Annotated in this window: 28 protein-coding genes; 14 read left to right on the top strand and 14 right to left on the bottom strand. The window is 74.0% G+C overall.

Annotation, left to right across the window (positions count from 1 at the left end; translation table 11 throughout):
* Window positions 1–88: 88 nt before the first annotated feature.
* The 3 genes from IE237_RS34505 to IE237_RS34495 all read left to right on the top strand — a co-directional run bounded on the left by IE237_RS34505 (window position 89) and on the right by IE237_RS34495 (window position 2,010).
* Window positions 89–529, top strand: coding sequence for a hypothetical protein (locus tag IE237_RS34505; RefSeq protein ID WP_189806135.1), 441 nt, complete (start codon window positions 89–91; stop codon window positions 527–529).
* Between the two features lie 65 nt (window positions 530–594).
* Window positions 595–1,224 carry an RNA polymerase sigma factor gene (locus tag IE237_RS34500; RefSeq protein WP_229843874.1) on the top strand — a complete coding sequence of 210 codons (630 nt, stop codon included), beginning with the start codon at window positions 595–597 and terminating at the stop codon, window positions 1,222–1,224.
* Between the two features lie 3 nt (window positions 1,225–1,227).
* Window positions 1,228–2,010: a hypothetical protein gene (locus tag IE237_RS34495; protein ID WP_189806110.1), complete on the top strand. Its 783-nt coding sequence runs from the start codon at window positions 1,228–1,230 to the stop codon at window positions 2,008–2,010.
* 13 nt (window positions 2,011–2,023) lie between these two features.
* Here the strand turns inward: IE237_RS34495 and IE237_RS34490 are convergent, their stop codons facing one another.
* Together IE237_RS34490 and IE237_RS34485 are read right to left on the bottom strand one after the other, a co-directional pair.
* Complete coding sequence (locus tag IE237_RS34490; protein WP_189806109.1) at window positions 2,024–2,689, bottom strand: response regulator; 666 nt, start codon at window positions 2,687–2,689, stop codon at window positions 2,024–2,026.
* Window positions 2,686–3,636 (bottom strand): HAMP domain-containing sensor histidine kinase, encoded by a 951-nt coding sequence (locus IE237_RS34485; protein WP_229843873.1) that lies wholly within the window; start codon window positions 3,634–3,636, stop codon window positions 2,686–2,688. The genes IE237_RS34490 and IE237_RS34485 overlap by 4 nt, the downstream gene beginning before the upstream one ends.
* Before the next feature lie 196 nt (window positions 3,637–3,832).
* Here IE237_RS34485 and IE237_RS34480 point away from each other — a divergent pair, with 196 nt between their 5' ends.
* A complete protein-coding gene (locus tag IE237_RS34480; protein ID WP_189806107.1) occupies window positions 3,833–4,318 on the top strand; it encodes a cation:proton antiporter regulatory subunit in 486 nt (161 codons plus the stop codon).
* A 6-nt stretch (window positions 4,319–4,324) separates the two neighbouring features.
* Window positions 4,325–5,710: a cation:proton antiporter gene (locus tag IE237_RS34475; protein ID WP_229843872.1), complete on the top strand. Its 1,386-nt coding sequence runs from the start codon at window positions 4,325–4,327 to the stop codon at window positions 5,708–5,710.
* 73 nt (window positions 5,711–5,783) lie between these two features.
* On the opposite strand, the gene IE237_RS34470 is transcribed toward IE237_RS34475, so the two are convergent.
* Window positions 5,784–6,239, bottom strand: a complete 456-nt coding sequence (locus IE237_RS34470) for a tellurite resistance TerB family protein (protein ID WP_189806106.1) — start codon at window positions 6,237–6,239, stop codon at window positions 5,784–5,786.
* Window positions 6,240–6,355: 116 nt separating this feature from the next.
* Complete coding sequence (locus tag IE237_RS34465) at window positions 6,356–7,603, bottom strand: SLC13 family permease (RefSeq protein ID WP_229843871.1); 1,248 nt, start codon at window positions 7,601–7,603, stop codon at window positions 6,356–6,358.
* A 153-nt stretch (window positions 7,604–7,756) separates the two neighbouring features.
* On the opposite strand from IE237_RS34465, the gene IE237_RS34460 reads away from it, so the two are divergent.
* The 3 genes from IE237_RS34460 (at window position 7,757) to IE237_RS34450 (ending at window position 10,625) form a co-directional block, all read left to right on the top strand.
* Window positions 7,757–8,680, top strand: coding sequence for a dihydrodipicolinate synthase family protein (locus IE237_RS34460; RefSeq protein WP_189806104.1), 924 nt, complete (start codon window positions 7,757–7,759; stop codon window positions 8,678–8,680).
* 173 nt (window positions 8,681–8,853) lie between these two features.
* Complete coding sequence (locus IE237_RS34455) at window positions 8,854–9,858, top strand: proline racemase family protein (RefSeq protein ID WP_189806103.1); 1,005 nt, start codon at window positions 8,854–8,856, stop codon at window positions 9,856–9,858.
* Window positions 9,859–9,932: 74 nt separating this feature from the next.
* Window positions 9,933–10,625: a GntR family transcriptional regulator gene (locus tag IE237_RS34450; RefSeq protein ID WP_189806102.1), complete on the top strand. Its 693-nt coding sequence runs from the start codon at window positions 9,933–9,935 to the stop codon at window positions 10,623–10,625.
* 49 nt (window positions 10,626–10,674) lie between these two features.
* On the opposite strand, the gene IE237_RS34445 is transcribed toward IE237_RS34450, so the two are convergent.
* The 9 genes from IE237_RS34445 to IE237_RS34405 form a co-directional block, all read right to left on the bottom strand.
* Window positions 10,675–12,177: a long-chain-fatty-acid--CoA ligase gene (locus IE237_RS34445; protein WP_189806101.1), complete on the bottom strand. Its 1,503-nt coding sequence runs from the start codon at window positions 12,175–12,177 to the stop codon at window positions 10,675–10,677.
* Complete coding sequence (locus IE237_RS34440; RefSeq protein ID WP_229843870.1) at window positions 12,174–13,001, bottom strand: 4'-phosphopantetheinyl transferase family protein; 828 nt, start codon at window positions 12,999–13,001, stop codon at window positions 12,174–12,176. Before IE237_RS34440 ends, IE237_RS34445 begins: the two co-directional genes overlap by 4 nt.
* On the bottom strand, window positions 12,998–13,927 hold the full coding sequence (locus IE237_RS34435) for an alpha/beta hydrolase family protein (protein WP_189806100.1): 930 nt from the start codon (window positions 13,925–13,927) through the stop codon (window positions 12,998–13,000). The genes IE237_RS34440 and IE237_RS34435 overlap by 4 nt, the downstream gene beginning before the upstream one ends.
* Window positions 13,924–14,904 carry a beta-ketoacyl-ACP synthase III gene (locus IE237_RS34430; RefSeq protein ID WP_189806099.1) on the bottom strand — a complete coding sequence of 327 codons (981 nt, stop codon included), beginning with the start codon at window positions 14,902–14,904 and terminating at the stop codon, window positions 13,924–13,926. Before IE237_RS34430 ends, IE237_RS34435 begins: the two co-directional genes overlap by 4 nt.
* Window positions 14,901–15,794 carry an enoyl-ACP reductase FabI gene (fabI, locus tag IE237_RS34425; RefSeq protein WP_229843869.1) on the bottom strand — a complete coding sequence of 298 codons (894 nt, stop codon included), beginning with the start codon at window positions 15,792–15,794 and terminating at the stop codon, window positions 14,901–14,903. Before fabI ends, IE237_RS34430 begins: the two co-directional genes overlap by 4 nt.
* Entirely contained in the window at window positions 15,794–17,038 is a 1,245-nt protein-coding gene (locus tag IE237_RS34420; protein WP_189806098.1) for a beta-ketoacyl-[acyl-carrier-protein] synthase family protein, read from the bottom strand. The genes fabI and IE237_RS34420 overlap by 1 nt, the downstream gene beginning before the upstream one ends.
* Window positions 17,031–17,285 carry an acyl carrier protein gene (locus tag IE237_RS34415; protein WP_189806097.1) on the bottom strand — a complete coding sequence of 85 codons (255 nt, stop codon included), beginning with the start codon at window positions 17,283–17,285 and terminating at the stop codon, window positions 17,031–17,033. Before IE237_RS34415 ends, IE237_RS34420 begins: the two co-directional genes overlap by 8 nt.
* Window positions 17,286–17,325: 40 nt before the next feature.
* Complete coding sequence (locus tag IE237_RS34410; protein ID WP_189806096.1) at window positions 17,326–18,456, bottom strand: radical SAM protein; 1,131 nt, start codon at window positions 18,454–18,456, stop codon at window positions 17,326–17,328.
* A 98-nt stretch (window positions 18,457–18,554) separates the two neighbouring features.
* A complete protein-coding gene (locus tag IE237_RS34405) occupies window positions 18,555–19,274 on the bottom strand; it encodes a Phenylacetic acid catabolic protein (protein ID WP_189806095.1) in 720 nt (239 codons plus the stop codon).
* Between the two features lie 442 nt (window positions 19,275–19,716).
* On the opposite strand from IE237_RS34405, the gene IE237_RS34400 reads away from it, so the two are divergent.
* The 6 genes from IE237_RS34400 to IE237_RS34375 all read left to right on the top strand — a co-directional run bounded on the left by IE237_RS34400 (window position 19,717) and on the right by IE237_RS34375 (window position 24,603).
* Window positions 19,717–20,946, top strand: a complete 1,230-nt coding sequence (locus IE237_RS34400) for an aminotransferase-like domain-containing protein (protein ID WP_370468333.1) — start codon at window positions 19,717–19,719, stop codon at window positions 20,944–20,946.
* Window positions 20,943–21,425, top strand: coding sequence for a PaaI family thioesterase (locus tag IE237_RS34395; RefSeq protein WP_189806094.1), 483 nt, complete (start codon window positions 20,943–20,945; stop codon window positions 21,423–21,425). Before IE237_RS34400 ends, IE237_RS34395 begins: the two co-directional genes overlap by 4 nt.
* A gap of 85 nt (window positions 21,426–21,510) precedes the next feature.
* Window positions 21,511–21,942 carry a cell division protein SepF gene (locus IE237_RS34390; protein WP_189806093.1) on the top strand — a complete coding sequence of 144 codons (432 nt, stop codon included), beginning with the start codon at window positions 21,511–21,513 and terminating at the stop codon, window positions 21,940–21,942.
* Between the two features lie 268 nt (window positions 21,943–22,210).
* Window positions 22,211–23,596, top strand: coding sequence for an AAA family ATPase (locus tag IE237_RS34385; RefSeq protein WP_370468332.1), 1,386 nt, complete (start codon window positions 22,211–22,213; stop codon window positions 23,594–23,596).
* Entirely contained in the window at window positions 23,593–23,988 is a 396-nt protein-coding gene (locus IE237_RS34380) for a nucleotide pyrophosphohydrolase (protein WP_189806092.1), read from the top strand. Before IE237_RS34385 ends, IE237_RS34380 begins: the two co-directional genes overlap by 4 nt.
* Window positions 23,989–24,114: 126 nt before the next feature.
* On the top strand, window positions 24,115–24,603 hold the full coding sequence (locus IE237_RS34375; RefSeq protein ID WP_189806091.1) for a DUF6099 family protein: 489 nt from the start codon (window positions 24,115–24,117) through the stop codon (window positions 24,601–24,603).
* A 149-nt stretch (window positions 24,604–24,752) separates the two neighbouring features.
* Here the strand turns inward: IE237_RS34375 and IE237_RS34370 are convergent, their stop codons facing one another.
* Complete coding sequence (locus IE237_RS34370) at window positions 24,753–25,010, bottom strand: hypothetical protein (RefSeq protein ID WP_229843868.1); 258 nt, start codon at window positions 25,008–25,010, stop codon at window positions 24,753–24,755.
* Between the last annotated feature and the right edge of the window lie 226 nt (window positions 25,011–25,236).

Raw genomic sequence — 25,236 nt, 5'->3', positions numbered from 1 at the left:
CCGCTGGGTCACCTGGCGGATTCCGCCACTCCGATGGGAAAGGTGGTCATCAGTGGACTGCGAGAGCCTGACGTCGCGTGCGGCGGATATGGAGGGCTGTGCCGCGGAGTTCGTGGAGCGGGTGGGGGCGAGGGCACGGTTGCCGTTGGACTACTCGGTGGGGAGTCTGCGGGTGGTCGACCGGCTCGTCGAAGGCCTGCGGCGGGGCGGTGCCGGGCGGGAGGACGTGGCCGGGACGCTGCTCGGGCTCGGGGCCTACGTGGGGGAGGTGCTGGTGCGGGAGGCCGGGGCCGTGTGGGTGGACCTCCCGGCCGATCACCTGCTGCGGTCCGTCTTCGGGCACCCCGTCGCGGTGCGGATGCCGGACGGCCGGGTGTGGAATCCGCTCGGCCGGACCGTGAACCGCTTCGACATCGGGCCGAGCGAGTCCCTGCACACCTACTTCCTCACCCTGCACGGACGGCGGTCCGTGCGGTCGCGCCGTCCTCTGCCCCGTATCCCGGACAGGGTGTCGGGAAAGGCCTGTTGACGGTCTGACAGGATGTACGTCCTCCGGTTGTTCCGTGGGGGCCGGGGTTCGTGGGTGTACGGGGTGTGAAGAGGTCGGTGGGCGAGGGAACGGGGCACGCGCCCGCCACGGCACACGGCCCGGAGCAGGACGCCCGGTTCGGGGCCGGTCGTGACGCCCGGCTCGGCGCGGTCGTCGAGCGGGCTCGACACGGCGACGAGGAGGCCTTCGCCGAGGCCTATCGGATGGTCCATCCCGGTCTGCTCGGCTACCTGCGCGGCATCGTCGGCGAGGACGCCGAGGACGTCGCCTCCGACGCGTGGCTGGAGATCGCCCGGGACCTCGGCCGGTTCCGCGGTGACGGCGCCGGCTTCCGCGGCTGGACCGCGACGATAGCCCGGCACCGGGCCCTCGACCATCTGCGGCGCGTACGGGCGCGGCCCCGGCCCACCCGGTTCGAGCAGGACCTGCTCGAACTCCCGGCCGCCGGGGACGCGGCCGGCGAGGCGCTGGACGCCCTGTCGACGGAGCGGGCCCTCGCCCTCATCGCGGGTCTCCCGCAGGACCAGGCCGAGGCCGTGCTGCTCCGGGTCGTCGTCGGTCTCGACGGGCCTTCGGCCGCCCGAGTACTGGGCAAGCGTCCCGGTGCGGTACGGTCCGCCGCACATAGGGGATTGAGGCGACTTGCGACACAACTCAAGGGGAGAGGGAGGTGACGGATGCCTGACGAGCTGCGGGACAGCGAGCCGGGGGAGTTGTTGCGGGCCGCTCTGAGCGGTGGGCCGGGAGCCGGGGACGATGCCGTCACCCAGGGGGAGAAGGGCGCGCTGGCCGCCTTTCGGGCCGCCCGGGACGCGGGACTCCACGCGTCCCTGCCCACCCGTGACCTCGACGACTGGACCCCGGCCGACGAGCGGCGGCGCCCCCGGCGTTCCCTGAAGGCCGTCGTGGCCGCGCTCGTCGCGAGCGTGACCCTCGGCGGTGTGGCCGTCGCCACCGGCGGCCTTCCCGAGAACTTCCTCGGCACTCCCGCCCCGCCCCCCGGCGAGCGGCCCACCCGCTCGGTGCCCGCCCCGGCCTCCGAGCCCACGAGGACGGGTGAGACCGGCGGTGGGACGGGCGACGCCTCCCGGTCCGCGCCGCCCGGTACGACGGCCCCCTTGCCCCCGGAGAAGGACCTCCTGGAGTCCCCCGCGCCGCCCGGCAAGAGCCGTGAGGCGCTCTGCCGTGCCTTCGTGAACGGGGAGGGAAAGACGGAGGGGAAGGCAGAGGGAAAGACGGAGGGGAAGGCCGAGGGAAAGGCGTCCAAGTCCACCGCCTGGGAGCGGCTCGTGGCCGCCGCCGGTGGTGAGGAGCTCGTTCCCGCGTACTGCGGCGGCGACTCCGTGCCCGCCCGGGGCCTTGCCGCCGAGCCCCGCCCGGGCGAGGAGGGGAACGGCCGGAGCGGCTCCACGGGCACGTCCGGCAAGGGGGCCGAGCGGTCCCGCGCCGACCGATCCTGACGGCACCGCCGCCCTACGGTTCGATCAGGCCCACGCGGATGGCGTAGCGGGTGAGTTCGAGGCGGTCGCGCATGCCGAGCTTCTGGAGCAGGTTGGCGCGGTGCCGTTCGACCGTCTTCGGGCTGATGACCAGGAGGTCGCCGATCTCCTTGGAGCTGTGGCCCTCGGCGACGAGCTTGAGGATCTCCTCCTCCCGTTCCGTGACGGCCCTGTCCGGCAGCGGCTTGCCCTGCTCCGCGCGGTCGAGGTACGTGCGGATCAGCGCCGTCTCCGCGCCCGGGCAGATGAACGGCTCGTCCCGGACGGCCGCCCGGCACGCCTCGACCAGGTCGCGGTCGGCGACGGACTTGAGGACGTAGCCGCTCGCCCCCGCCTTCAGCGCCTCGAAGAAGTACTGCTCGTTGTCGTACATCGTCAGGATCAGGATCCTCAGCTCCGGCCGGAGGCGGCTCAGCTCGCGGGCCGCCTGGAGACCGGTGCGCAGGGGCATGGAGATGTCGAGGACGGCCAGGTCGATGTCCATGGACCGGGCCAGCGCCACCGCCTCCGCCCCGTCCGCCGCCTCGGCGACGACGGTGAGGTCCGGCTCGGCGTCGAGGATGAGGCGCACCCCGCCGCGTACCAGCGCGTGGTCGTCCGCGAGCAGGATGCGGGTCGGGGCGGAGTCCCGGGCCGTCATGATGCCGTCCTTCCGGCCGTGGTGTTCAGGCGGACTTCCGTTCCGCCGTCCGCCCCTTCGCGGACCGTCAGTTCCGCGCCGATCAGCAGCGCGCGCTCCCGCATCCCCCGGAGGCCCGCGCCCTCGGGTGCCGTGCCGATGCCATGGCCGTCGTCCCGGACGAGGAGACCCACCCCACCGCGCGGAAGGGCGTGCAGCCGCAGGTCGACGCGGGTCGCGCCCGCGTGGCGGGCCGTGTTGGTCAGGCCCTCCTGGGCGACCCGGTAGAGCACGAGCTCCGTCTCCGGGGCGAGCTTCGGCAGGCCCGCGTCGATGTGAGGCCGTACGGTCAGCCCGCGCGTGGAGAACTCGGAGGCCAGGGACCTCAGCGCGCTGTGCAGGCCCAGCTCCTCCAGGACGCCCGGCCGCAGGCGGCGTGCGATGCGCCGGATCTCGTCCAGGCCGGACCGGGTGGTCTCCTGCGCCTGGCGGAGCTCCGGCCGCAGCTCGGCGGGGGCGTGGTCGGCGGCGTGCTTCAGCTGGAGGAGCACGGCGGTCAGGGTCTGGCCGACCTCGTCGTGCAGTTCCTGCGCGATCCGCCGGCGCTCCTCCTCCTGCGCGGACAGGACGCGCGCGGTGCTCGCGGCCCGCTCGGCCTCCAGGCGGTCGAGCATCGTGTTGAAGGTGCGGGTCAGGTCGGCGAGCTCGCCGTGCCCCGTCACCTCCGCGCGCCGGCCAGGCCGCAGCAGGTCCGCCGTGCGCATCGCCCGGGTGAGGCGCTGGAGGGGTGCGAGGCCGACGCGGAGGAGGAAGGCGTTGGCGACGAGCAGGGCGAGCAGGCCGGCCAGGAGGACGATCGCCTCGCCGAGGAGCACGGGCGTGGAGACCGTGACGGGACCGAACAGCAGCAGCACGGCGACGACCAGGACCGAGGCGTTGAGCAGGAAGAGGCGCCAGTACAGCGACACGATTCTCCTCTCCTCCTGCTCTTCCGTCACCTTGCACATGGCCTCTGACCTGCGGTGGGACCCATGTCCCCGCGCCATCCTGACCAGTGTGCCAGGGGCCTGTCCATCCGTGCCGACACCCATGTTCCGAGGCGCCGGACGGATGACACGATGCCCCGACACCCACCAGCCACGACACACACGGAGGGACGGGCCTGTGCCTGCTCCGCGGACCAGAACGACACCCCTGCCCGGCATCGGCGTCCAGTACGACTTCACCACGCGGGAGCACCGTCACCTCTCGGTCATCGCTCACCGCGACGGCACCCGGACCGTGAACGTCTACCGGGCCGACGACCCCGACGCCTGCGCCCAGTCGCTGCACCTCACCGAGGCGGAGACGGCCTCGCTGATCGACGCGCTGATGCCCGCCCACCACAGCCCGAACGTCCTGCACACCACGGACCTGGGCCTGGTCGCCGAGCGGATCGAACTCTCCGCGCACTCGTACTGGAACGGCCGCCTGCTCGGCGAGACACGGATGCGCACCGAGGCCGGCGCCTCCATCGTCGCCGTACTCCGCCGCTCCGGGGCGATACCGTCCCCGACGCCCGCCTTCCGTCTGGCCGGCGGTGACACGCTCATCGTCATCGGCACCCGCGAGGGCGTCGACGCGGCCGCCGCGATCCTCGGACAGGAGTGAGGGGGCGTGCATTCCGCGGTCTTCCTGGTCGAATTCGGCGCCATCATCCTCGGTCTGGGCCTGCTCGGACGGTTCGCCGGCCGCTTCCGCTTCTCCCCGATACCGCTCTACCTCCTCGCCGGGCTCGCCTTCGGCAAGGGCGGTCTGCTGCCGCTCGGCGCGAGCGAGGAGTTCGTCGCCATCGGCGCCGAGATCGGGGTGATCCTCCTGCTGCTGATGCTCGGCCTGGAGTACACGGCGAGCGATCTCGTCTCCAACCTCAAGACCCAGTACCCGGCCGGGCTCGTCGACTTCGCCCTGAACGCCCTGCCCGGCGCCGCCGCCGCGCTGCTGCTCGGCTGGGGTCCGGTCGCCGCCGTCGTCCTGGCCGGCGTCACCTGGATCTCCTCGTCCGGCGTCATCGCCAAGGTCCTCGGCGACCTCGGACGCCTGGGCAACCGCGAGACCCCGGTCATCCTCAGCATCCTGGTCCTCGAAGACCTGGCCATGGCCGTCTACCTGCCCATCATCACGGCCCTCCTCGCCGGCGTCGGCCTCGCCGCCGGCAGCGCGACGCTCGCGATCGCCCTGGGTGTGGCCGGGGCCGTGCTGTTCGTCGCCGTCCGCTACGGGCGCCTGATCTCCCGCTTCGTCTCCAGCGACGACCCGGAGAAGCTGCTCCTCGTGGTCCTCGGCCTGACCCTGCTCGTCGCCGGTGTCGCCCAGCAGCTCCAGGTCTCCGCGGCCGTCGGCGCGTTCCTCGTCGGCATCGCCCTCTCCGGGGAGGTCGCCGAGGGGGCCCATGCCCTGCTGAGCCCGCTCCGCGATCTGTTCGCCGCGGTCTTCTTCGTCTTCTTCGGGCTGCACACCGACCCGGCCAGCATCCCCCCGGTCATCCTCCCGGCGCTCGCCCTGGCCGTCGTCACCGCGCTGACCAAGATCGCCACCGGGTACTGGGCCGCGCGCCGCGCCGGGATCGGGGTCAAGGGCCGGTGGCGGGCCGGCGGCACCCTGGTGGCGCGCGGCGAGTTCTCCATCGTCATCGCCGGGCTCGCCGTCACCGCCGGAGTCCAGCCGCAGCTGGGCCCCTTCGCCACCGCGTACGTGCTCCTCCTCGTCGTCGTCGGCCCCCTCACCGCCCGCTTCACCGAACCGGTCGCCGCCGCCGTGACGCGGTGGCGGCGGAGGGAGGGCGAGCGGGGTGGCGTGGACGCTCCGGGGACCGCGGGGTTCGTCCCGCCCGCGCGGTACGACGGCCTGTCGTCCCCTCAGCCCGACGCCGAGGCCTCCTCCGCCGAGCCGTCCTTCGTCGAGCCGTCCCCCGCCGAGCCGTTCCCCGCGGAGTCGTCTCCCGTCGAGCCGACCCCCGTCGAGCCGACCCGTGGCGAGCCTTCGGGCCGGAGGGCCGACTGACCTGTGGCCCGCCGTCCCGTACGCCTCCGGCTCCCGCGCGCGACGGGGCGGCCGGAGGCGCACGGCGGACCGGCTAGAGGTCGAACTCGTGGGGCGGCAGGTCCAGGGTGAAGCACGCCTCGCGGACCACGGCCTGCTCGGTCTTGTCGAAGTCGCCGTCGGCGCCGCCGATCACGATGCCGATCTGGACGACGGCACGCGCCTCGGCCGGCTTCTTCTTCGCCTTGGCGATCTCCTGGAGCACGCTCACCTTGCCGAAGTCGAAGTCGGCGGTGAGCTTGTCCAGATTGGCGTCGAAGCGGCGCTGGAGGTCGATCGCGTCGAAGTTCTGCAGCACCTCGTTGGTCGCGATGAGCTGGGCGACCCGGCGGCGCTCGGCGGGGTCGATGGTGCCGTCGGCGGCGGCGACCAGCGCGCACATGGCCATGCTCGCGTCGCGGAACGCGCCGCTCTTCAGGTCGTTCTTCTTCGCCACCAGCTGGGTCTGCATCGTCGATGCGGATTCCTTGATGCGGTCCCACAGGGCCATGAGTTCTCCAGACGTCGATCGTTCCGGTCGGTCACTTCGGCCGGATACTTCTACGGACTTGTAGAACGTAGCGGTGGGGCCAGGGGTTCCCGGGGTACGGGAGACGGTCGTGCCGGTCACCCGCCGAGGAGCCGGAGCGAGGCCCAGAGCGCCACCGTCGAGGCGGTGAGGGCGGCCGGGACCGTGAGCAGGCCGAGGCGGGTGAACTCGCCGAGGGCCACGGGGTGGTCGTGGTCATGGGCGATGCGGCGCCACAGGAGGGTGGCGAGCGAACCGGCGTACGTGAGGTTGGGGCCGATGTTCACCCCGAGGAGCACGGCGAGCACCGCACCCGGACCGGAGGCGGACGCCAGCGGCACCAGGGCCAGGGTCGCGGGCAGGTTGTTGATCAGATTGGCCAGGACCGCGGCGAGCGCGGCGGTGCCGAGCAGGGCCGGGAGCGAGGTGCCGTCGGGGAGGACGTGGGCGAGCGCGGTACCGAGACCCTGGTCGACGACGGCGCGGACGACCACGCCGAGGGCCAGGACGAACGCGAGGAACGGCAGCGCCGCCGAGCGGACGAGCGCGCGCGGGGTGGTGCGGCGTCGGGCCAGGGCCCGCACGGCCAGGGCCGTGGCGCCCGCCGCGGCCGCCCAGGCCGGGTCGAGACCGGTCGCCGAGGCCAGGCCGAAACCGACGAGGGTCGCGGCCACCGTGCACAGGGCGAACAGCGGTGGGGCGACGGGCTCCGGCGGCTCGACGGGCGCGGCCGGGGCGGCGAGGTCGCGGGCGAAGAAGCGGCGGAAGATCCCGTACTCGACCGCGATGGCGGTGAGCCAGGGGAGCAGCATGAGGAGCGCGAACCGGGTGAACCCGAGCCCGGTGGCGGTGAACGCGAGCAGGTTGGTGAGGTTCGAGACGGGCAGCAGCAGCGAGGCCGTGTTGGACAGGTGCGCGCTCGCGTGGGCGTGGGGTCCGGGACGGGCCCCCATCCGGGCGGCGGTCGCGAAGACGACCGGGGTCAGCAGGACGACCGTCGCGTCCAGGCTCAGCACGGCGGTGATCAGCGAGGCCAGTCCGAAGACGGCGCCGAGCAGCCGCCGGGGCCGGCGTCGGGCCCAGCGGGCCATCCAGGTGCCGCAGGCGTGGAAGAGCCCCTCGTCGTCGCAGAGCTTGGCGAGGACGAGGACCGCCGCGAGGAAGCCGATCACCGGGCCGAGCCGCTCGGCCTCCTCGCGTACGGCCTCGGGGGTGACCGCACCCACGGCCAGGACGGCGCCGGCGGCGGGGAGGGCGAAGGCGGCCTCGGGCAGGCGGAAGGGGCGGGCGACGGCACCTGCGAGGACGACGGCCAGGGCGAGCACGGAGACGGTGGGGGCGAGCATGCGTTCGATCATCCGGGTCGGCCGGGGCGGATCTCGCAGGGGGTCCGGCCCCGGGGGCCGGGCTGATCAGCCGTCAGAACTGAGCGCGTACGGGACTCTTGTGGACCTGGCGTCCATCAATAAAATGTCACACACCACACAAGGGAGTCCTTCATGGTCCACGCGCACGTCCCCGCGCACCCCGCACCCCGCGCCCACCCCTGGCACGGGATCATGGTCGCCACCGCCCTCCCCTTCCGCGAGGACGGCTCCGTCGACCACGACACCTACGCGCGGCACGTGGCCCGGCTCATCGCCGACGGCTGCGACGGCGTCGTCCCGAACGGTTCCCTCGGTGAGTACCAGACCCTCACCGACGAGGAGCGCGCCAGGGTCGTCCGTACCGCCGTCGAGGCCGCCGGGGACGGGGCCAGGGTCATGCCGGGCGTCTCCGCGTACGGCAGCGCCGAGGCCCGCCGCTGGGCCGAACAGGCCGCCGAGGCCGGCGCGGGCTCGGTCCTGCTCCTCCCGCCCAACGCCTACCGGGCCGACGAGCGGTCCGTACGCGCCCACTACGCCGAGGTCGCCGAGGCGGGGCTGCCCGTCGTCGCCTACAACAACCCCTTCGACACCAAGGTCGACCTCACCCCCGCCCTCCTCTCCCGGCTGTACGCCGACGGCAGCATCGTCGCCGTCAAGGAGTTCAGCGGCGACGTCCGCCGCGCCTACGAGCTGGCCGAGCTCGCGCCCGGCCTCGACCTGCTCGTCGGCGCCGACGACGTCCTCCTCGAACTCGCCCTCGCCGGCGCGGTCGGCTGGATCGCCGGCTTCCCGAACGCCCTCCCGCGCGCGTGCGCCACCCTCTACCGGGCCGCCGTCGCCGGCGACCTCGCCGTCGCGCTGCCGCTCTACCGCTCGCTGCACCCGCTCTTCCGCTGGGACTCCAAGATCGAGTTCGTGCAGGCGATCAAGCTCTCCATGGACCTCGCCGGTCACACCGGGGGCGCCACCCGGCAGCCCCGCCTCCCGCTGACGCCCGAACAGGAGGCCGTCGTGCGCGCCGCCACGGAGAAGGTCCTCGCCGAGGGCCACGCGTAACCGGGCCCACCACCGGCCCGCGCACCACCAGTGGGCCCGCCCGTCGGCCCATCACCGGCCCGCCCGTCGGCCGGCCCGCCCACCACCGGTCCGCAACCGGCCCGTCACCGGCCGGCCGGCCCGTCCTTTCGTCACCGCGTCCGCCCGTTCACCGTCCGCCCGAAGGGGACCCCATGCGCACCCGCCACGTCTACCACGCGGTGGACTCCCACACCGAAGGCATGCCCACCCGCGTCATCACCGGCGGTTTCGGGATCATCCCCGGCGCCACGATGGCCGAGAAGCGGCTCCACTTCGCCGAGCACCTCGACCACGTCCGCACCCTCCTCATGTACGAGCCGCGCGGCCACGCGGCGATGAGCGGCGCGATCCTCCAGCCGCCCACCCGCCCCGACGCCGACTACGGCGTCCTCTACATCGAGGTGTCCGGCCTCCTGCCGATGTGCGGCCACGGCACCATCGGCGTCGCCACCGTCCTCGTCGAGACGGGCATGGTGCCGGTCGTCGAACCGGTCACCACCGTCCGCCTCGACACCCCCGCCGGGCTCGTGAGCGTCGACGTCCGCGTCGAGGACGGCCGGGCCTGCTCCGTCACCCTCACCAACGTCCCCGCGTTCTCCGTCGGGCTCGACCTCAAGGTGGACGTGCCCGGACACGGCACGGTCACCTACGACCTCGCGTACGGAGGAAACTTCTACGCCTTCGTCGACCTCGACTCCCTGGGCCTGCCGTTCGACCGCGCCCACAAGGAGGAGCTGCTCGCCGCCGGGCTGGCCGTCATGGACGCGGTCAACGCCGGCCCCGACCGGCCCGTCCACCCCGAGAACCCGGCCTTCGCCGGGGTCAAGCACGTCTATCTGACCGCCCCCGGCTCCGACGCGACCCGCTCGCGCCACGCCATGGCCATCCACCCCGGCTGGTTCGACCGCTCCCCGTGCGGCACGGGCACCAGCGCCCGCATGGCGCAGCTGCACGCGCGCGGGCTGCTCGCCCCGCACACCGACTTCGTCAACGAGTCCTTCATCGGCACCGAGTTCACCGGGCGGATCGTCGACGAGACGGTCGTGGGCGGACTGCCCGCCGTCGTCCCGACCGTCACCGGCCGCGCCTGGATCACCGGAACGGCGCAGTACTTCCTCGACCCCGACGACCCGTTCCCCGCCGGGTTCCTGCTCTGAGCCCCCTCGGGGGCGACCGTCGGGGAAACGTGACATTGTACGATGCTCCCCCGTGACTTCTCGGAGGACGCACGATGGGTGACCTGAAACAGTACGGTCTCGTCAGAGCGCAGGAACGGCTCCGCGACCAGGTAGGCCACGCCCTTCGCGCCGCCCTGATCGCCGGGGAACTGCGCCCGGGCCAGGTCTATTCGGCCCCCGGGCTCGCGGGCGACCTCGGCGTCTCCGCGACCCCGGTCCGCGAGGCGATGCTCGACCTGGCCCGGGAGGGCCTGGTCGAGCCCGTCCGCAACAAGGGCTTCCGCATCACGGAGGTCAGCGAGCGGGACCTCGACCAGTACACCGAGCTCCGCACCCTCATCGAGGTCCCCACCATCGGCAGGGTCACCCGCAAGGCCACCCGGGAGCAGCTGGAGCGGCTGCGCCCGATCGCGGAGGAGATCGTCTCGCGCGCCCGCGAGCACGACCTCATCGGCTATCTGGAGGCGGACCGCCGCTTCCACCTCGCCCTGCTCGCCCTCTCGGGGAACGAGCGGCTCGTCGAGACCGTGGGGGACCTGCGCAAGCGGTCCCGGCTCTACGGTCTGACCGGTCTGGACGAGGCCGGCAAGCTGGTCTCCTCCGCCGAGGAGCACATCGAGCTCCTCGACCTGATGATCGCCGGGGACGCCCCCGGCGCCGAGGCGTGCGTGCGCCGCCACCTCGGCCATGTCCGCTCCCTGTGGGCGGACGCCGAGGCCGAGGCCGAAGCCGACGATCAGGCCTGACCGTCTGCCGGACACCCGCGCACCCGCGCACCCGGGCGCAGGTGCACCCCTACGCCTCCTCCGGCGGAACGATCTCCCGCTTGAGGACCTTCCCCGTCGGGCCCTTCGGAAGGGCGTCCGTGAGCCAGATCCGGCGGGGGTACTTGTACGGGGCGAGCCGCTCCCGCACGTGCGCGCGCAGCTCGGCGGGCGAGATCCGGCTGCCCGGCCGCAGGACCACCGCGGCGGCGACCTCCTGCCCGTGCACCGGGTGGGGGACGCCGAGGACGGCGGCCTCCGCCACGCAGGGATGGAGGTGGAGGACCTCCTCCACCTCCCTCGGGTACACGTTGAACCCGCCCCGGATCACGACGTCCTTGACGCGGTCGACCACCCGGAAGTCGCCGGACGCGTCCCGGGTGCCGAGGTCGCCGGTGTGCAGCCAGCCGTCCCGTACCGTCTCGGCGGTGGCCTCGGGGCGGCGCCAGTACCCCTTCATGACGTTGTGGCCGCGGATCACGAGCTCGCCGACCTCACCGTCGGGGACCTCCTTGCCGTCCCGGTCCACGACGCGCATCTCCACGCCCTCGACGGGGATGCCGATCGTGCCGGGGGAGCGCGGCCGGTCGAGCCGGTTCACGCAGGCCAGCGGCGACGACTCGGACAGCCCGTACCCCTCCAGCACCGCGCAGCCGAAGCCCGACTCGAAACCGGTCAGCACGGCCACCGGGAGGGGTGAGCCGCCGCACAGGCAGACCCGCAGCGAGGACACGTCGTGGAGCGCGCGGTCCGGGTGGCGCAGCAGCAGCCCGTACATGGTGGGGACACCGAGGAAGACCGTGACCCGGTCCCCGGCGACGAGCGCGAGCGCGCCCGCCGGGTCGAAGCGGGCCATCAGGGTCAGGCAGGCGCCCACGGCCACCGCGCAGTTGAGCCCCATGACCTGCCCGAAGGAGTGGAAGAGCGGCAGCCCGCCGAAGACCACGTCCGAGGAGCCGAGTGCGAGCACCCGGACGCCTTCGTCGACGTTGCGCCGGATGTTGCGGTGGGTGAGCTCGGCGCCCTTCGGCGCCCCGGTCGTGCCGGAGGTGTAGAGCACCACCGCCGTGTCCTCGGGGGTACGGAAAGCGGCGTCCACGCGCGCGTGGTCCCCCAGCAGTGCCGTGAACGCCCCGGGTTCGACCGTGAGGTGCGGGGTGCCCGCGCGCCTGGCGCCCTCGGCGGCCTCCTCGCCGTCCCGGTGCCAGGCGAGGAGCAGCGCCGCCCCGGCGTCCGCCAGACAGTGCCGGACCTCGCCCGCGCGCAGCAGCGGGTTCAGCGGGACGACGATCGCGCCCGCGCGCAGCACGCCGTAGTAGAGCACGGCGAACAGCACGCTGTTCGGGAGCATGAGCGCGACCCGGTCGCCGGGCCCGACCCCGCGCGCGTGGAGCAGCGCGGCGGCCCGGTCGGCGAGGTCGTCGAGCGTGCCGTACGTGAGCGTGTCGCCGCCGAGCCGCAGCGCGGTCCGGCCGGGGTGCGCGGCGGCGCTCCGGGCGAGCAGTGCGGGAACGGTGCCGTCGTCGACGCTCATCGGAGGTGCTCCTTCGGTGCCGTGCGATGCGGGGGCGGTACGGGGCGGGGGACGGCGATCGCGGTGAGCAGGAGGCCCTCGCGGACGAGCCAGCGCCCCGGCAGCACGCGCGGGAAGAGGGACGGCGCCGCCGCTGACGGGAGCGGCGGATCGACCAGGAGCCGCGCCCGGAACCGGCCGAGGGCCTCGGTCCGTCCCGTACGCGCGCGTGGCGACGGGCCCGGGCGGTCGACCGCGCCGGGTCGCCCCGGCGACGGAGCCTCCTCGGAGCCGCACGACCAGGACACCTCGGCGTCCTCGAAGCCGAGCCAGGCACCGCCGTATCCGCTCCAGGCCTTGTAGACGGACTCCTTGGCGCTGAACAGCAGCCGGTCCCAGGCGATGTCCGGCCGCCGGGCGGCCAGGGCGCGCAGCCGCGCCTCCTCGGGGCCGAAGGCCACCGCTTCGCGGACCCCGGCCGGCAGCGGCGCGTGCGGCTCGGCGTCGATGCCGAGGGCGAGGAAGCGGGCGGCGGGCGCCACCGCCGCGCCCCGGTACCCCGCGCAGTGCGTGATGCTGCCGACGGTGTCCGGGGGCCACGCGGGCGCCCCGCGCCGCCCCCGCAGGAGCGGGGCCGCCGCCACTCCCAGAGCGGCCAGCGCCCGGTGGGCGCAGCGCCGGGCCGTCGCGAACTCGCGCCGCCGGCCGGGCGCGGCACGCGCCATCAGCGCCTCCTCCTCGGGGAAGGGACAGGGGAGGCCGGTCTCCCCGGTCTCCTCCGCCCAGCGCACCCCCTCGGACAGCAGCGCGCCGAGCAGAGCCGCTTCCGCGCGGCGCCCGCTCACGCCCGGGCACCCGACGGGGTGCTGCCGTGCCGCCCGCCCACCTCGGCCGCCGCGGGGAACTCCGCCCAGGCCGCGATCCGTTCGACCAGGCCCGCGTTGTGCCGGATCCAGCGGAAGTGGTCGAGCGGCCGGCCGCCCGCGTCCGACGCCCGGTAGCGCCAGCGCTGGACCCGGGCCGCGGGAAGCTTCGCGCACAGGTGGTCCACGGCCCGGGGCGGCGCGAGCGCGTCGCCCTCCACATCGACGGCGAGCACGGGCAGGTCGACGCTCCGCAGCGCCTCCTCGTAGTCGGCGGCCGTGCCCCGGGCCCCGTACCGCCCGGTCCGCATCTGCCGGGCCCAGTCGCGCATCACGCCCACGGACTCGCGCCCGCCGAAGCCGAAGCGGTGCCCCGGCCAGTACCCGAGCAGCTCCGCACCGGCCACGCACAGCAGGCTCCGCGCGAGCCACCGCGCACCCGGCCGGGGATCCGCCCCCGTGCCGAGCGCCCGCCACCAGGCCGAACCGCTCGCGACCAGGACGACCCCCGCGAGGCGCGGCCGGAAGAGCCCGCAGTGCACCAGACCGAGCTGGCCGCCGAGGCTGTGCCCCAGGAGCAGCCGGGGCGCCTCGGGGAACGCGCGCTCGACGGCGTCGAGCACCGCGCCGATGTCGTGCTCGACCAGCTCGCGGTAGCCGAAGCGGACTCCGCGAGCCGCGACCGGGGTGCTCTCGCCGTGGCCCCGCAGGTCCGTCGTCACCACGGTCGCGCCCCGCCGGTGCAGTGCCCGCGCCAGCGGCGTGTAGTGGCGGGCGGCGGTGCCCATCGCGGGGAGGACGATCACGACCGGGGCGGCGGGCTCCGGGCGGGCGTGGACGCGGACCACGAGCGCGGCGCCGTCCGGGGCGGCGAGTGCGGCGAGTACGGGGAAGGGGGCGGTCCTCATGGCGCGGCCCCGCTCGCGTTCCCCGTGTCGCCGTCCGTAAGCCGCCAGCCGATCACGCCCGCGCCCCAGGTGATGCCCGCGCCGAACGCGGCCACCCCGAGCAGGCCCGTCGGGCCGAGGCGGCCCTCCCGCCAGGCCTGGTGGAGCGCGATCGGGATGGAGGCCGAGGAGGTGTTGGCGACCCGGTCGACGTTGACGTAGAGCCGCTCCGGCGGGACACCGAGCTCCTTGCCCACCGCCCGGACGATGCGCGCGTTGGCCTGGTGGGCGACGAACAGGTCGACGTCGTCGGCGGTCAGCTCCCGCCGGGCGAGGACGTCCCGTGCGGCCTCGCTCATCCTCTCCACGGCCTGGACGAAGATCTCGGGGCCGTCCATCCGGAGCTTCCGGTCGTACCGGTCGGCGTAGAGGAGCGGGACCAGGTTCCCGTCCGAGCCCAGTTGGAACGCGGGCCCGACGGAGGGACCCGGGTCCACGTCCGCCACGACCACCGCCCCGGCGCCGTCGCCGAGCAGCACCGCCGTCGACCGGTCCTCGTGGTCGGTGATCCGGGTCAGCGCCTCGGCGCCGCAGACGAGGACGGTGCCGGCCCGGCCCGACTCGATCAGGGCGACGGCGTGGTCCAGGGCGTACACGAACCCGGCGCAGGCCGCGTGCAGATCGAACGCGGCGGCCCGGTCCGCCCCGAGCCGGGCCGCCACCTCCACGGCGAGTCCCGGGGTGGCCCGGTCGGGGGTCGTGGTCGCCACGACGACGTGCCCCACCTCGCGCGCGGTGTGTCCCGACTGGGCGAGGGCCGTCCGGGAGGCGGCCAGGGCCAGGTCGGCGAGGTGGCCGTCCTCCGGCAGGAAATGGCGCTGCCGGATGCCGGTCCGCTTCACGATCCACGCGTCGGAGGAGCCGATGGCGGCGAAGTGGCTGTTGGGCACGGCCCGTTCCGGCAGCGCTGAGCCGACGCCGACGATCGCCGCGGTCATGAGCGGTCCTCCTTGCCGGCGCGGGGCGGGGCGCCGAAGCCCGGGGGGTCGCCGACGGCACCGGCCCCCATGCGGACGGCGTGCATCCCGCCGTCCGCGTGCACGATCTCCCCGGTGACGGTGGCCGCCAGGTCCGACAGCAGGAACAGGACGGGCCCGACGAGCCGGGCCGGATCGGCGCGGCTCCAGCCGAGCGGCGCCTCCTGCTCCCAGCGGTCGGCGATCCGGTCGAAGGTGCTGATGGCCCGTCCGGCCACGGTCTCGACCGGGCCGGCGGCGACGAGGTTGACCCGGATCCCGGAATGCCCCAGGTACAGCGCGAGGTAGCGGCAGACCGCGCCGAGCGTCGCCTTGCCGACGCCCATCCAGTCGTATCCCGGCCAGGCCCCGGAGGAGTCGAAGTCGAGCCCGACGACGCTGCCCCTGGCCGCGCCCGCGCCCCCGCCCTCCCGCAGCAGCGGGGCGAGCGCCGTCGTCAGCGAGTGCAGCGAGAACGCCGCCGTCCGCAGCGCCAGCGTCGCGCTCTCGACGGGCGTGGTGAGGAAGTTGCCGCTGAGCGCGGACTGCGGGGCGGCGGCGATCGCGTGCAGGACGCCGTCGACCGCGCCCCAGCGGCGCTCCAGCTCCTTCGTGAGCGCGTCGAGGTCCTCGGGGCGCGTCACGTCGAGTTCCAGGACGTCGGCCGGGTACGGGAGGCCGGAGGCCGCCGCCTCCGTGATCCGCCGGGTCCGCCCGAAGCCCGTCAGCAGGACCTCCGCGCCCGCCTCCTGGAGCGCCCGCGCGGTGTGCCAGGCGATCGAGTCGTCGTTGAGGACACCGGTCACCAGATAGCGGCGCCCCGAGAAGCCGAGCAGGTCGGGGATGCCGTGGGGGTCGCGGGACGCGCGCATCAGGACCGTCCTTCCACGGCCAGGACCAGGGCCGCGTTGTGTCCGCCGAAACCGAAGGAGGTGGAGAGCCCGAACAGCCGGCCCGTACGCGCGCGCGTGGTGAGCTTCCGCGCCGTACGGACGAGGTCGAGCGGACCGAGCGCCGGGTCCGGACGGCGCAGCCCCGCCGTCGGGGGCGCGACGCCGTGCCGCAGCGCCTGGAGCGTGACGATCGCCTCGACCGCGCCCGCCGCCCCGAAGAGGTGCCCGAGGGCGCCCTTGCCGGAGGACAGCGGCAGCCGCGCGAGGACGTCGGCGCCGAGGGCCTGCCGCAGGGCCTCGCACTCCAGGCGGTCGTTGAGGGCGGTGCCGGTCCCGTGCGCGTTCACGTACGCCAGCTCCCCGGGCGCCACCGAGGCCTCCCGCAGCGCCAGCGCGACGGCACGGCCCGCGGGCCCGCCGGTGGGGTCGGGCGCGGTCACGTGATGGGCGTCGGAGGTCGCCCCGTACCCCCGTACGGCTCCGAGGACCTCGACCCCGCGCCGGGCGGCACCCGCAGCCGTCTCCAGGACGAGGATCCCGGCGCCCTCGCCGATCACGAAGCCGTCCCGGTCCCGGTCGAAGGGGCGGGAGGAACCGCTCGGGGAGAGAGCGCCCGCGTTGGCGAAGGCGGCCGCCACCAGCTCCGACGAGGCGGCCTCCGCGCCGCCCACGACGACGGCGTCGGCCGCGCCCGAGGCGAGGAGCCGCATCCCCGTGCCGACGGCCTGCGCGCCGCTGCTGCACGCGGACGCCACGCAGAGGCTCTCCCCGCGGAAACCGTGCCGCATGGAGAGGTGGGCGGCGGCCGCGTTGGCCATCATCTGCGGGATCATCAGCGGCGACACGAACCCCGCGCCCTCCCTGTCGTACACCTCGCGCTGGGCCTCGAAGGAGCCGGTGCCGCCGAGGCCGCAGCCGATGACGCAGGCGACGCGCTCGGACGGCCACGGCGCCGGCCCGCCGTCCCGCTTCCCGGCCTGCGTCAGGGCCTCCTCGGCCGCCACCAGGGCCAGTTGGGTGAACCGGTCCGTGCGGCGCACCAGGTTCCGCGGCAGATGGTCGGCGGCGGTGAAGTCGGCGTGCCGGACGGCCGGATGGGAGACCGCCACCGCCCTGTCACCGGCGACGGCGCGCTCGTGGAGCACGCCGGCGCCGACGCCGAGCGGGGTGACCGCGCCGAAACCCGTGACGACGACCTCCGCGCTCCGCCCCGGATCACTCAACTCCGGCCTTCTCGTAGCACAGTTCGAGGATCTGGCCGACGGTGTCGATGCCGTCGAAGTCCTTCGTGCGGACCGGCACGCCGAGGTCCCGCTTGACGGACTGCGCGAGCTCGACCATGTCGAGCGAGTCGATCTCCAGGTCGTCGAGCGCGGCCCCGGGCAGGACGTCGGCGGCGTCGACGCCGAGCTCGACGAGGGCGTCGGTGATGAACTGCTCGATGGTGGCGCGGTCCAGTGTCTCGGACATGACTCTCCCGTACGGTGGGCGGACGGCCGGATGAAGGGGATCAGGAGGAGGGTGTGGGCCGGGGGGTGAGCTTCGAGGCGTGGTACGGCGACCAGTGCCACTGGCGCCAGTAGCTCTCCGCGATGTCCACCCACTCCTCCAGGCGCGCGGCGCTGTCCAGGAAGCGCGAGGCGCTCACCACCAGCCAGCTGTAGACGGCCTGGCTGTCGCGGCAGCCGCCGCACTCCCCGGAGGTGCAGCAGAACTGCAGCGTCTCGTAGTCGGCGCCCCAGGCGGCGAAGCCCGGGATCACCGGATTGCCGTTGGCCACCCGCTCCTCGTGGTCGGGATGGTCGACACTCAGGCTCGGGCACACGTCGTACCCGAAGCGCGCCCCCCAGTGCGAGGTGCCCGTGATGAGGCTGCGGATGAAGTACGGGTGGCTGACCACGGCCTCGGGGTACGCCTCCTTGACCCGCAGGGCCTCTTCGAGGACGCGTCGCTCGTTCTCGATCCGGATCGGGTTGTCGGAGCCGTGCTCGCTGTAGAAGTTGAAGGTGACGATGTTGCCGTTCTCGGCGATCTTGCGGACGGTCGGTTCGAGGTACGGCAGGCCGTCCTCGGAGAGCGCGAAGATGAACAGGACCCGCGGATCGTCCCGGTAGTGCGAGAGCGCCGTGTCGAACAGACCGGTGAACTTGGAGCCGTTGACCCGGATGGCCCGCAGGTCGTCGTCGAGCGGCCCGCCGCCGAAGATGCTGACGGCCACGGCGATGTGTTCGAAACCCTGCACGGGCATCGGACGCAGGCCGTTGGTCGAGATGGTGATGTACGGCAGTTCCTCGACGAAGGCCTCCACCCGGCGCAGCACCAGGGTCGGCTCACCGCCGATCAGGGTGGCCTGGTTGACTCCCTCGTCCCGCAGCCGGCGGGCGAAGGCACGGATCCTGTCGACGTCCGAGAGCTCGCGGACGGCGGTGTCGAAGCCGCCCTCGAAGTACCAGCAGCCCTTGCAGCGGATGTTGCACGTGTTGGTGAGGTGGACCTCGCAGGAGCGCACCTCCCGGCCGAGACGGCGCAGCCGGTGCAGGCGCTCGGCGAGATCGGGGCGTTCGGCCAGGAGAGCGGCGGTGCGCTCCTTCGCCTCGCGGCGGCCGAGCGGGCGCGGGGTGATGGTCAGGGGGGTGGCCATGGGGGTGCGGACTCCTCGGTCGGGCTGCTGCTCGGTGTCTCTCTCGTACGGGCGCGCCGTGGCCGGTGCGCCGTACCGGGCCGCTCGGGCTGCTCGGGCTACTCGGGGACCTTCAGGCCGAGGTTCTCGATCCGCGGGGTCACCTTCGCCCGCCAGATGTCGCGCGCCTCTCCATTGGTGGTCTGCCGGAGCCCGAAGCGGACCGCGAGCTTCGACCTCTCCGAACGCGCGCTCCCGAAGATCCGGTTGAATCCCGGCCACAATCGGTCGAGACCCTGCTGGAGTTCCTCGCGGCCCTCCTCGGTGCGGGCGAGATTCCGGCAGACCCGCGCGCCGTGCGCGATGTGCACCTTCTCGTCGAGAATGATCGTGCGCACCGCCTCGGCCCACGGCTTGTAACTGCTCTGCGCGAATTCGGAGATCATCACCATCGCGGTCTCCTCGCCGATGTACGAGAAGATTCCGCGCTCGGCCCAGGTGGTGCAGGTGTGGAACTCGTGGCCCGTGAAGAGATCGCGGTCGGCCAGCCGCTGCTGCTCCATGTAGCCGGTGTCCACGCCGATGTCGGCCAGAATCCTTTTGCCGATCTTGTAGTGGTCGTACTCCTCGACGGCGCGTTCCGCGCACACCTGCCGTTCCTCGGCGTTCGGCGCGAGCGGCAGGAACACCTGGATGTAGTCGTCGGCGCCGGACAGTTCACCCTCGGTGTTGACGATCATTCCCCGGACGGCGATCTCGCGGTAGTCCTCGGGCATGGCGAGGAATTCCTCGGGGGTGCGGACGACGACGACCTCGTCGACGGGAACGGAAGATGCCATGGTGATCCACTCGCCTCGCTCGTTCGACTTCGACCCGAAAGACCGCCGGCGGCGCGGCGGAGACCGCGGACATCGCGGTGGTGGCGCGGTCGAACGCTATCCACGGCGCACCCGTCCATCAATGAGACCAAGGACCGGAATGGCCGATTTCCCCGAGTCGTCCACGGCGTACGGAGAACCGGGCCGAGGAGCGATTGCGGCGCGTCGGACAGGGGCCGGGAAGATCGCCCCGCTCGCCCTCTCCGGGGTCTACCAGCGAGAAATGCCGGGGGAGGGCAATCCTCCGAATTCGACGTCCACGGCCGGATTCCCACGGCCCACAGTGTGGCCGGATCGGGGCCTGAATTCGCTCCAGGAGGGGGACTCGGTGGCGTCAACTCGCCGACTCCCACAGGGAATCGAACGACCTGGACACCGTCATGAATGTCTATATGCTGGCGCCATGCTTTCTGCTGCCTCCGCGCCCATGAACGCCACCCCCACCACCCCCACCGTGCCCGCGCCGGCCACCGCCTCCCGGCTGGCCAACGTCGGCTCGTCGCCGGTACGGGAGATCCTGGCGCTCACGGCACGGCCCGAGGTGATCTCGTTCGCCGGAGGCCTGCCCGCCCCCGAGCTGTTCGACATCGAGGGGATCCGGGCGGCGTACGACCGGGTCCTGGCGGAGAACCCGCAGCACGCCCTCCAGTACTCGACGACCGAGGGCGACCCGGACCTGCGCACCGCCATCGCCGCCCGGCTCACCGCGCGCGAACTGCCCACGGACGCGGACGACCTGCTCGTCACCACCGGCTCGCAGCAGGCGCTCACCCTCCTCACCACCGCCCTCGTCGAACCGGGCAACGTGGTCCTCGTCGAGGACCCCTGCTACCTCGCCGCCCTGCAGACCTTCGGCTTCGCGGGCGCCCGCGTCGTCCCCGTGCCCACCGACGACCAGGGCATCCTCCCGGAGGCCCTGGAGGAGATCGCGGCCCGCGAGAAGGCCACCCTCCTCTACATCGTCCCCACCTTCCAGAACCCCACGGGCCGCACCCTTCCCGCCGAGCGGCGCCACGCCGTCGCCGAGGCCGCCGCGCGGCACGGGTTCTGGATCGTCGAGGACGACCCGTACGGCGAGCTGCGCTACGACGGCGAGCGCGTCCCCTCCATCGCCGCCGACCCGGTGGCCGCCGACCGCACCGTCCTGCTCGGCTCGTTCTCCAAGGTGATGGCCCCCGGCCTCCGGCTCGGATACCTGCGCGCCCCCGCCGGGCTGCGCCGCGCCTGTGTGATCGCCAAGCAGGCCGCCGACCTGCACACCTCGACCATCGACCAGGCCGCGGCGGCGCGCTATCTGCGCGACAGCGACCTCGACGCGCACGTCGCGGTGATGCGCGCCGCCTACCAGGAGCGCCGGGACGCCATGCTCGAAGGCCTGCCGGCCGCGCTGCCCGACGGCAGCCGTTGGAACAGGCCGGAGGGCGGCATGTTCATCTGGGTCACCCTCCCCGCCGGCCACGACGCGACGGCCCTCCTGAAGACCGCCGTCGGCCACGAGGTGGCGTACGTGCCGGGAGCGCCGTTCTTCTGCGGGGAGCCGGACCCGGGCGCGATGCGGCTGTCGTTCACGACGCACTCGGCCGACGAGATCAGGGAAGGGCTCCGCCGGCTGGCGAAGAGCTTCGTCCGATGAGGGACGCCGGGAGCCCCGCGACCGGGGCGGACGCTCCCGCCCCGGTCGCCGGGCCGCTGTCGCCGGACGAGCTCAACGCGCTCGTCCAGCGGCAGTTCCCGGACTACGCGGCCTGCCGTGTCACCGACGCGAGCGGCACCCATCTGCTCATGGAGGCGGACGGGGCCCGGCTCCGCACCCGGCCCGGCGGCACGATCTCCGGCCCCGAGCAGGCGGGGCTCGTCGACCTCGCCGCCTTCCTCCTGATCAACGCCCGGCTCGGGCGCCCCACTCCGATGGCGCTCACCACCTCGCTCCAGATCAGCTACCTCAACCGCCCCCGGCCGGGACTGCTCCGCACCCACGCGCGGATGGCCAAGTTCGGCCGCCGCCTCTGTGTGGTCCTCGCCGAACTCAGGGACGAGGCAGGCGATCTGGCGGCCTCCGCCACCGTGACGTACTCCGTCCCGCCGGCGGCCGCGGGCCCGGGAACCGGCTGACCCCGGACCGCGCACCGACCGCCTCCCGCGTCATCACCTCGTGTCGTTGTTGGGCCGAACGGGTGAGGAGCGGGAGGATGGGCCCATGAGTAGGTACGAGAGGTACGACGTCACCGACGAGCAGTGGGAGGGCCTCGCCCAGGTCGTGCCCCTGCGCGGCCGTGACGAATGGCCGTCCAGGGTCGACCACCGCACGATCCCCGAGCAGTACGAATCCGCCGAGCAGCGCCGCATGGTCGTGCTCCGCGTGCAGGTCTTCGCCGACGCCCGTGAGGTCGCCGAGTACCTCATCGCCCAGATCCCGGTGCTCCTCGATCTGACGAGCGCCGACACCGAGGTCGCCAAGCGGATCCTCGACTTCAGCAGCGGTGTCGTGTTCGGTCTCGGCAGCGGGATGCACCGCGTCGACCGGAACGTCTTCCTGCTGGCCCCGGCCGGCACGGAGGTCGAGGGCGCGGAGGGCGAGGACGAGGACGATGTCGTGGGCGGTCGCACCGCCGGCGTCCCCCGATCGTAGGAAGGTCATCTCGCCGTAACGGTTCGTCAGGGAATGATCTGCGTACGGTCCGGGCATGGACCTCACCGGCGGCTCCACGCTCGCCCGCACGTCAGACGCCCACCCCTCCGACGTCGTTCCTTCCTCGGTTCGTCCTTCTTCAGTTCGTTCTTCCACGGTTCGTTCTTCCACGGTCGGCTCCTCCTCCGTCGCGCCTGATGCCTCCGTCGCGGCGGGTTCCCCCGCGACGGGTGTGTCCTCCGGGGCGACTGTTGCCGCTGCGGCGGCGGTGTCCTCCGCGGCGCCCGTCTCCTCCGGCGGGGTCTCCGGGCCCCGGGTCTCCGAGCCCCGTGTCGCCGAGGACCGCGTCTCCGGGCCCCGGGCTCCCGGGTCCCGCGTCCCCGGGCCTCAGACCTCCGGGTCCCGCGTCTCCGTCCCCGAGGCGCGGGGCCCGGTCGCGGCCGAGGGCCGGGTCGCGGTGGAGGGCAGGGCCGGGGCGGAGGGCCGGGTCGGGGCTGAGGGCAGGGCCGCGACTGAGGGTCGGGTCGGGGCGCTCTGCGCCCGGCCCGCCGTCACCGAACTGAGGCTGTCCGCCTTCGCCGGTCACCGCTCCGCCGTGTACCCGCTCGGACCGGTCACCCTCTTCGCCGGTCCCAGCGGCAGCGGCAAGTCCACCACGCTGCGGGCGTACGAGGCCCTCGCCCGGCTCGGCGCGGGCGACACGCTCGACGAGGTGTTCCCCGACGCCGCCGACTGCGTCCCCGAGCGCGCCCGGCCCGACGCCCAGGGCAGGCGCGGCTTCCGGATCGGCTGCACGGTCGACGGACCCGAGGGGCCCGTCCACCTGGACCTCGCCGTACAGGCCGAGCCCCGGCTGCGGATCGTCGGCGAACGGCTCACCGGCCGGGGCCGCACCCTGCTCGCCACCGCACTCCGCGACCCCGGCCGGAGCACCGTCCAGGCCGAGTGGCACACGGCGGGCAGCACACCCGTCACCCGGGCCCCCTTCCCCGATGACCTGCTGGGCACGGCCCTGCTGCCGCTGCGGGTCGCGGGCAAGACCCAGGGGCAGCTGGAGGTCCTGGCCGCCGCCGAGCAGGTCGTCATCGGGCTGCGGTCCGCCTTCGCGTGCGACCCCCGGCCGGAGCGGATGCGGGCGCCCGTGCCGCCGGGCGCGGGCCGGTTGCGGCGCGGCTGCGGCAACCTGGCCGAGGTCCTGCACCGCACCCACACGGACTGCCCGCGGCGCCACCACCGCCTCGCCGCCGTCGCCGGAGCGGGCTGCGTGGGACCCGTCACCGGTCTCGGCGTGCAGGAGCTCCCGGAGGGCACGGTCCGCGCGGTCCTCGAACGCGGCGGCCGTCCCGCCACCCCGCTCGGGCGGCTCGGCGACGGCGAACTCCGCTATCTCGCCCTCGCGCTGACCCTGCTCACCGGCCCCGGAGTCCTGGAGATGGACCGGATCGCCGAGGTGCCGGACGCCATGCAGAGCCTGACGCTGCTCGCCGACGGCCTGGACCGGGGGCTCGACCGGCGGCAGGTGGGCGAACTGCTGCGGCTCGCGACGGACATCGCCGCCGACGGGCACATCCGGGTGGCGGGCACGGTCGGGGAACGGGCGGCGGGGGAGGCGCGCCGGACGCCCGGGGTGACGGTGGTAGACCTGGGCGGATGACGGACAACAACGACGTGGCGGGGCTGCAGCGCAGGCTGGCCGAGTTCGCGGCGGCCCGCGACTGGCAGCCCTACCACACGCCCAAGAACCTGGTGGCCGCCCTCAGCGTGGAGGCGGCCGAACTCCTGGAGATCTTCCAGTGGCTGACGCCGGAGCAGGCGGAGCGGGTGATGGAGGACCCGGAGTCGGCGCACCGGGTCGCCGACGAGGTGGCGGACGTGCTCGCCTACCTCCTCCAGTTCTGCCAGGTGCTCGGCGTCGATCCACTGGCGGCGCTCGCGGCCAAGATCGACCGGAACGAGGTGCGATTTCCCGTCCGGAGGCGGGGCGGAGGGGGTGAGGACGGAGGTGCGGACGGCGTGACGGACGGAGATCGTCACTCTTCGGAGTGATCGACTTTTCCCCGTCAGGCCTCCTGTCCACAGATTTCCGAATTCCTCTGGTGTCGAGGCTCAGGCGGCCTCACTCTGGGTAGTGGAGTGAGTGGGCAGTAAGTCGTACGAACGGGGGCGGCGTTGATGGAAGCGGAGCGACTCATCGCGCTCGGTCGGCACGCGCTGACGGAGAGCGGGACGGCACAGGACATCGTGGCGGAGGCCTGGCAGGCCCAGGCCCTCGCCCAGGCGATAGGAAGTCACCTCGCGCTCTGCGGACCGCTGGAACTGCGGGGCGAGGCGCGGGGGCTGAGCGAGATCGGCGAGTACCCGGCCTGGGGTGCCGGAGGGCCGCGCGCGGGCCGGCTGACGGAAGTCGCGGACCCGAAGGGGGCGTTGACCGCGCTCGGGGAGCTTCTCGGGGAGGTGGGCATCGCGCTCGTGGGGGTGGCCTGCGCCACCGACGAGGAGGGGCTCTACTGGCAGTGCATCGAGGCCATCGACGCCGCAGACGAGTCGAGCGACCGGGTGCGCGGGATGCTGCGGCGCCTCGCCGTGCGCGACGGGGAGCGCGCCCGCCCGCCCGACCCCGCCCGGGGCCGAGCGGGCCCGGGACGGGGCCCGTCGTGGTAGGGGTGCGCGGGGAGACGACGTCCCTGCCGGGGGCGGTGCGGACCGGCACGGTGCCGGCCGGGGTGCTGCCGGACGGGGCGGTGCTGGCCGGAGCGCTGGTGTGCGGGGCGGTACTGGTCGGCCTCGGGACGCCGGCTGCGGGGCTGTCGCTACTGCTGGGACTCCGGCTGCTGCCGGGACTCCGGCCGGGTCGAGGGTTCCCGCTGCGTCGGGGGTTCCGCGGCGAGGCGGTCGGAGGTGGACTGGAGGTCGGCGTCCAGCTGGGAGAGGTCGGCGGAGAGCGCCGCCATCAGCTCCTCCATCTGCTGGAGCAGGCCCTTGGGGGCGCCGGCGCCCTTCTGCTCGGGCACGGACTGCGACACCGGCTGTTCGGGCACGGCCCGCTCCGGCGCGGCTTCCTGGGACATGGCGGCCTCCTCGGCCCGGGCCCCGCCGCCGAGGACGGGGCCGTGAGAGACGCACCGGCAGCGGCCGCCGGCACGCGGGCCGGGCGGTCCGGCTCCGCCCGAGCCAACGACGGTGCCGGGCCCCGGTCACTGGCCAGGGAGGACGCGCCCCGCCAGGGGACCGGATATTCACCCGACCGAGCCGGTGGCGCCGGGGCGCTGACGGCGAGGTTGACACCGACCCCGA

The organism is Streptomyces tanashiensis (genome assembly GCF_014648895.1).
Lineage (GTDB): Bacteria > Actinomycetota > Actinomycetes > Streptomycetales > Streptomycetaceae > Streptomyces > Streptomyces tanashiensis.
The sequence above is the reverse complement of the archived record's forward strand: the minus strand, read 5'-3'. Positions and strand labels throughout refer to the sequence as shown.

What these genes read in the sequence shown, in the direction of transcription:
- IE237_RS34505 (WP_189806135.1), top strand. Translation starts at nt 89, where the DNA reads ATGGAGGGCTGTGCCGCGGAGTTCGTGGAGCGGGTGGGGGCGAGGGCA.
- IE237_RS34495 (WP_189806110.1), top strand. Translation starts at nt 1,228, where the DNA reads ATGCCTGACGAGCTGCGGGACAGCGAGCCGGGGGAGTTGTTGCGGGCC.
- IE237_RS34490 (WP_189806109.1), bottom strand. Translation starts at nt 2,689, where the DNA reads ATGACGGCCCGGGACTCCGCCCCGACCCGCATCCTGCTCGCGGACGAC.
- IE237_RS34470 (WP_189806106.1), bottom strand. Translation starts at nt 6,239, where the DNA reads ATGGCCCTGTGGGACCGCATCAAGGAATCCGCATCGACGATGCAGACC.
- IE237_RS34465 (WP_229843871.1), bottom strand. Translation starts at nt 7,603, where the DNA reads ATGCTCGCCCCCACCGTCTCCGTGCTCGCCCTGGCCGTCGTCCTCGCA.
- IE237_RS34460 (WP_189806104.1), top strand. Translation starts at nt 7,757, where the DNA reads ATGGTCCACGCGCACGTCCCCGCGCACCCCGCACCCCGCGCCCACCCC.
- IE237_RS34455 (WP_189806103.1), top strand. Translation starts at nt 8,854, where the DNA reads ATGCGCACCCGCCACGTCTACCACGCGGTGGACTCCCACACCGAAGGC.
- IE237_RS34450 (WP_189806102.1), top strand. Translation starts at nt 9,933, where the DNA reads ATGGGTGACCTGAAACAGTACGGTCTCGTCAGAGCGCAGGAACGGCTC.
- IE237_RS34445 (WP_189806101.1), bottom strand. Translation starts at nt 12,177, where the DNA reads ATGAGCGTCGACGACGGCACCGTTCCCGCACTGCTCGCCCGGAGCGCC.
- IE237_RS34435 (WP_189806100.1), bottom strand. Translation starts at nt 13,927, where the DNA reads ATGAGGACCGCCCCCTTCCCCGTACTCGCCGCACTCGCCGCCCCGGAC.
- IE237_RS34430 (WP_189806099.1), bottom strand. Translation starts at nt 14,904, where the DNA reads ATGACCGCGGCGATCGTCGGCGTCGGCTCAGCGCTGCCGGAACGGGCC.
- fabI (WP_229843869.1), bottom strand. Translation starts at nt 15,794, where the DNA reads ATGCGCGCGTCCCGCGACCCCCACGGCATCCCCGACCTGCTCGGCTTC.
- IE237_RS34415 (WP_189806097.1), bottom strand. Translation starts at nt 17,285, where the DNA reads ATGTCCGAGACACTGGACCGCGCCACCATCGAGCAGTTCATCACCGAC.
- IE237_RS34410 (WP_189806096.1), bottom strand. Translation starts at nt 18,456, where the DNA reads ATGGCCACCCCCCTGACCATCACCCCGCGCCCGCTCGGCCGCCGCGAG.
- IE237_RS34405 (WP_189806095.1), bottom strand. Translation starts at nt 19,274, where the DNA reads ATGGCATCTTCCGTTCCCGTCGACGAGGTCGTCGTCGTCCGCACCCCC.
- IE237_RS34400 (WP_370468333.1), top strand. Translation starts at nt 19,717, where the DNA reads ATGCTTTCTGCTGCCTCCGCGCCCATGAACGCCACCCCCACCACCCCC.
- IE237_RS34395 (WP_189806094.1), top strand. Translation starts at nt 20,943, where the DNA reads ATGAGGGACGCCGGGAGCCCCGCGACCGGGGCGGACGCTCCCGCCCCG.
- IE237_RS34390 (WP_189806093.1), top strand. Translation starts at nt 21,511, where the DNA reads ATGAGTAGGTACGAGAGGTACGACGTCACCGACGAGCAGTGGGAGGGC.
- IE237_RS34380 (WP_189806092.1), top strand. Translation starts at nt 23,593, where the DNA reads ATGACGGACAACAACGACGTGGCGGGGCTGCAGCGCAGGCTGGCCGAG.
- IE237_RS34375 (WP_189806091.1), top strand. Translation starts at nt 24,115, where the DNA reads ATGGAAGCGGAGCGACTCATCGCGCTCGGTCGGCACGCGCTGACGGAG.
- IE237_RS34370 (WP_229843868.1), bottom strand. Translation starts at nt 25,010, where the DNA reads ATGTCCCAGGAAGCCGCGCCGGAGCGGGCCGTGCCCGAACAGCCGGTG.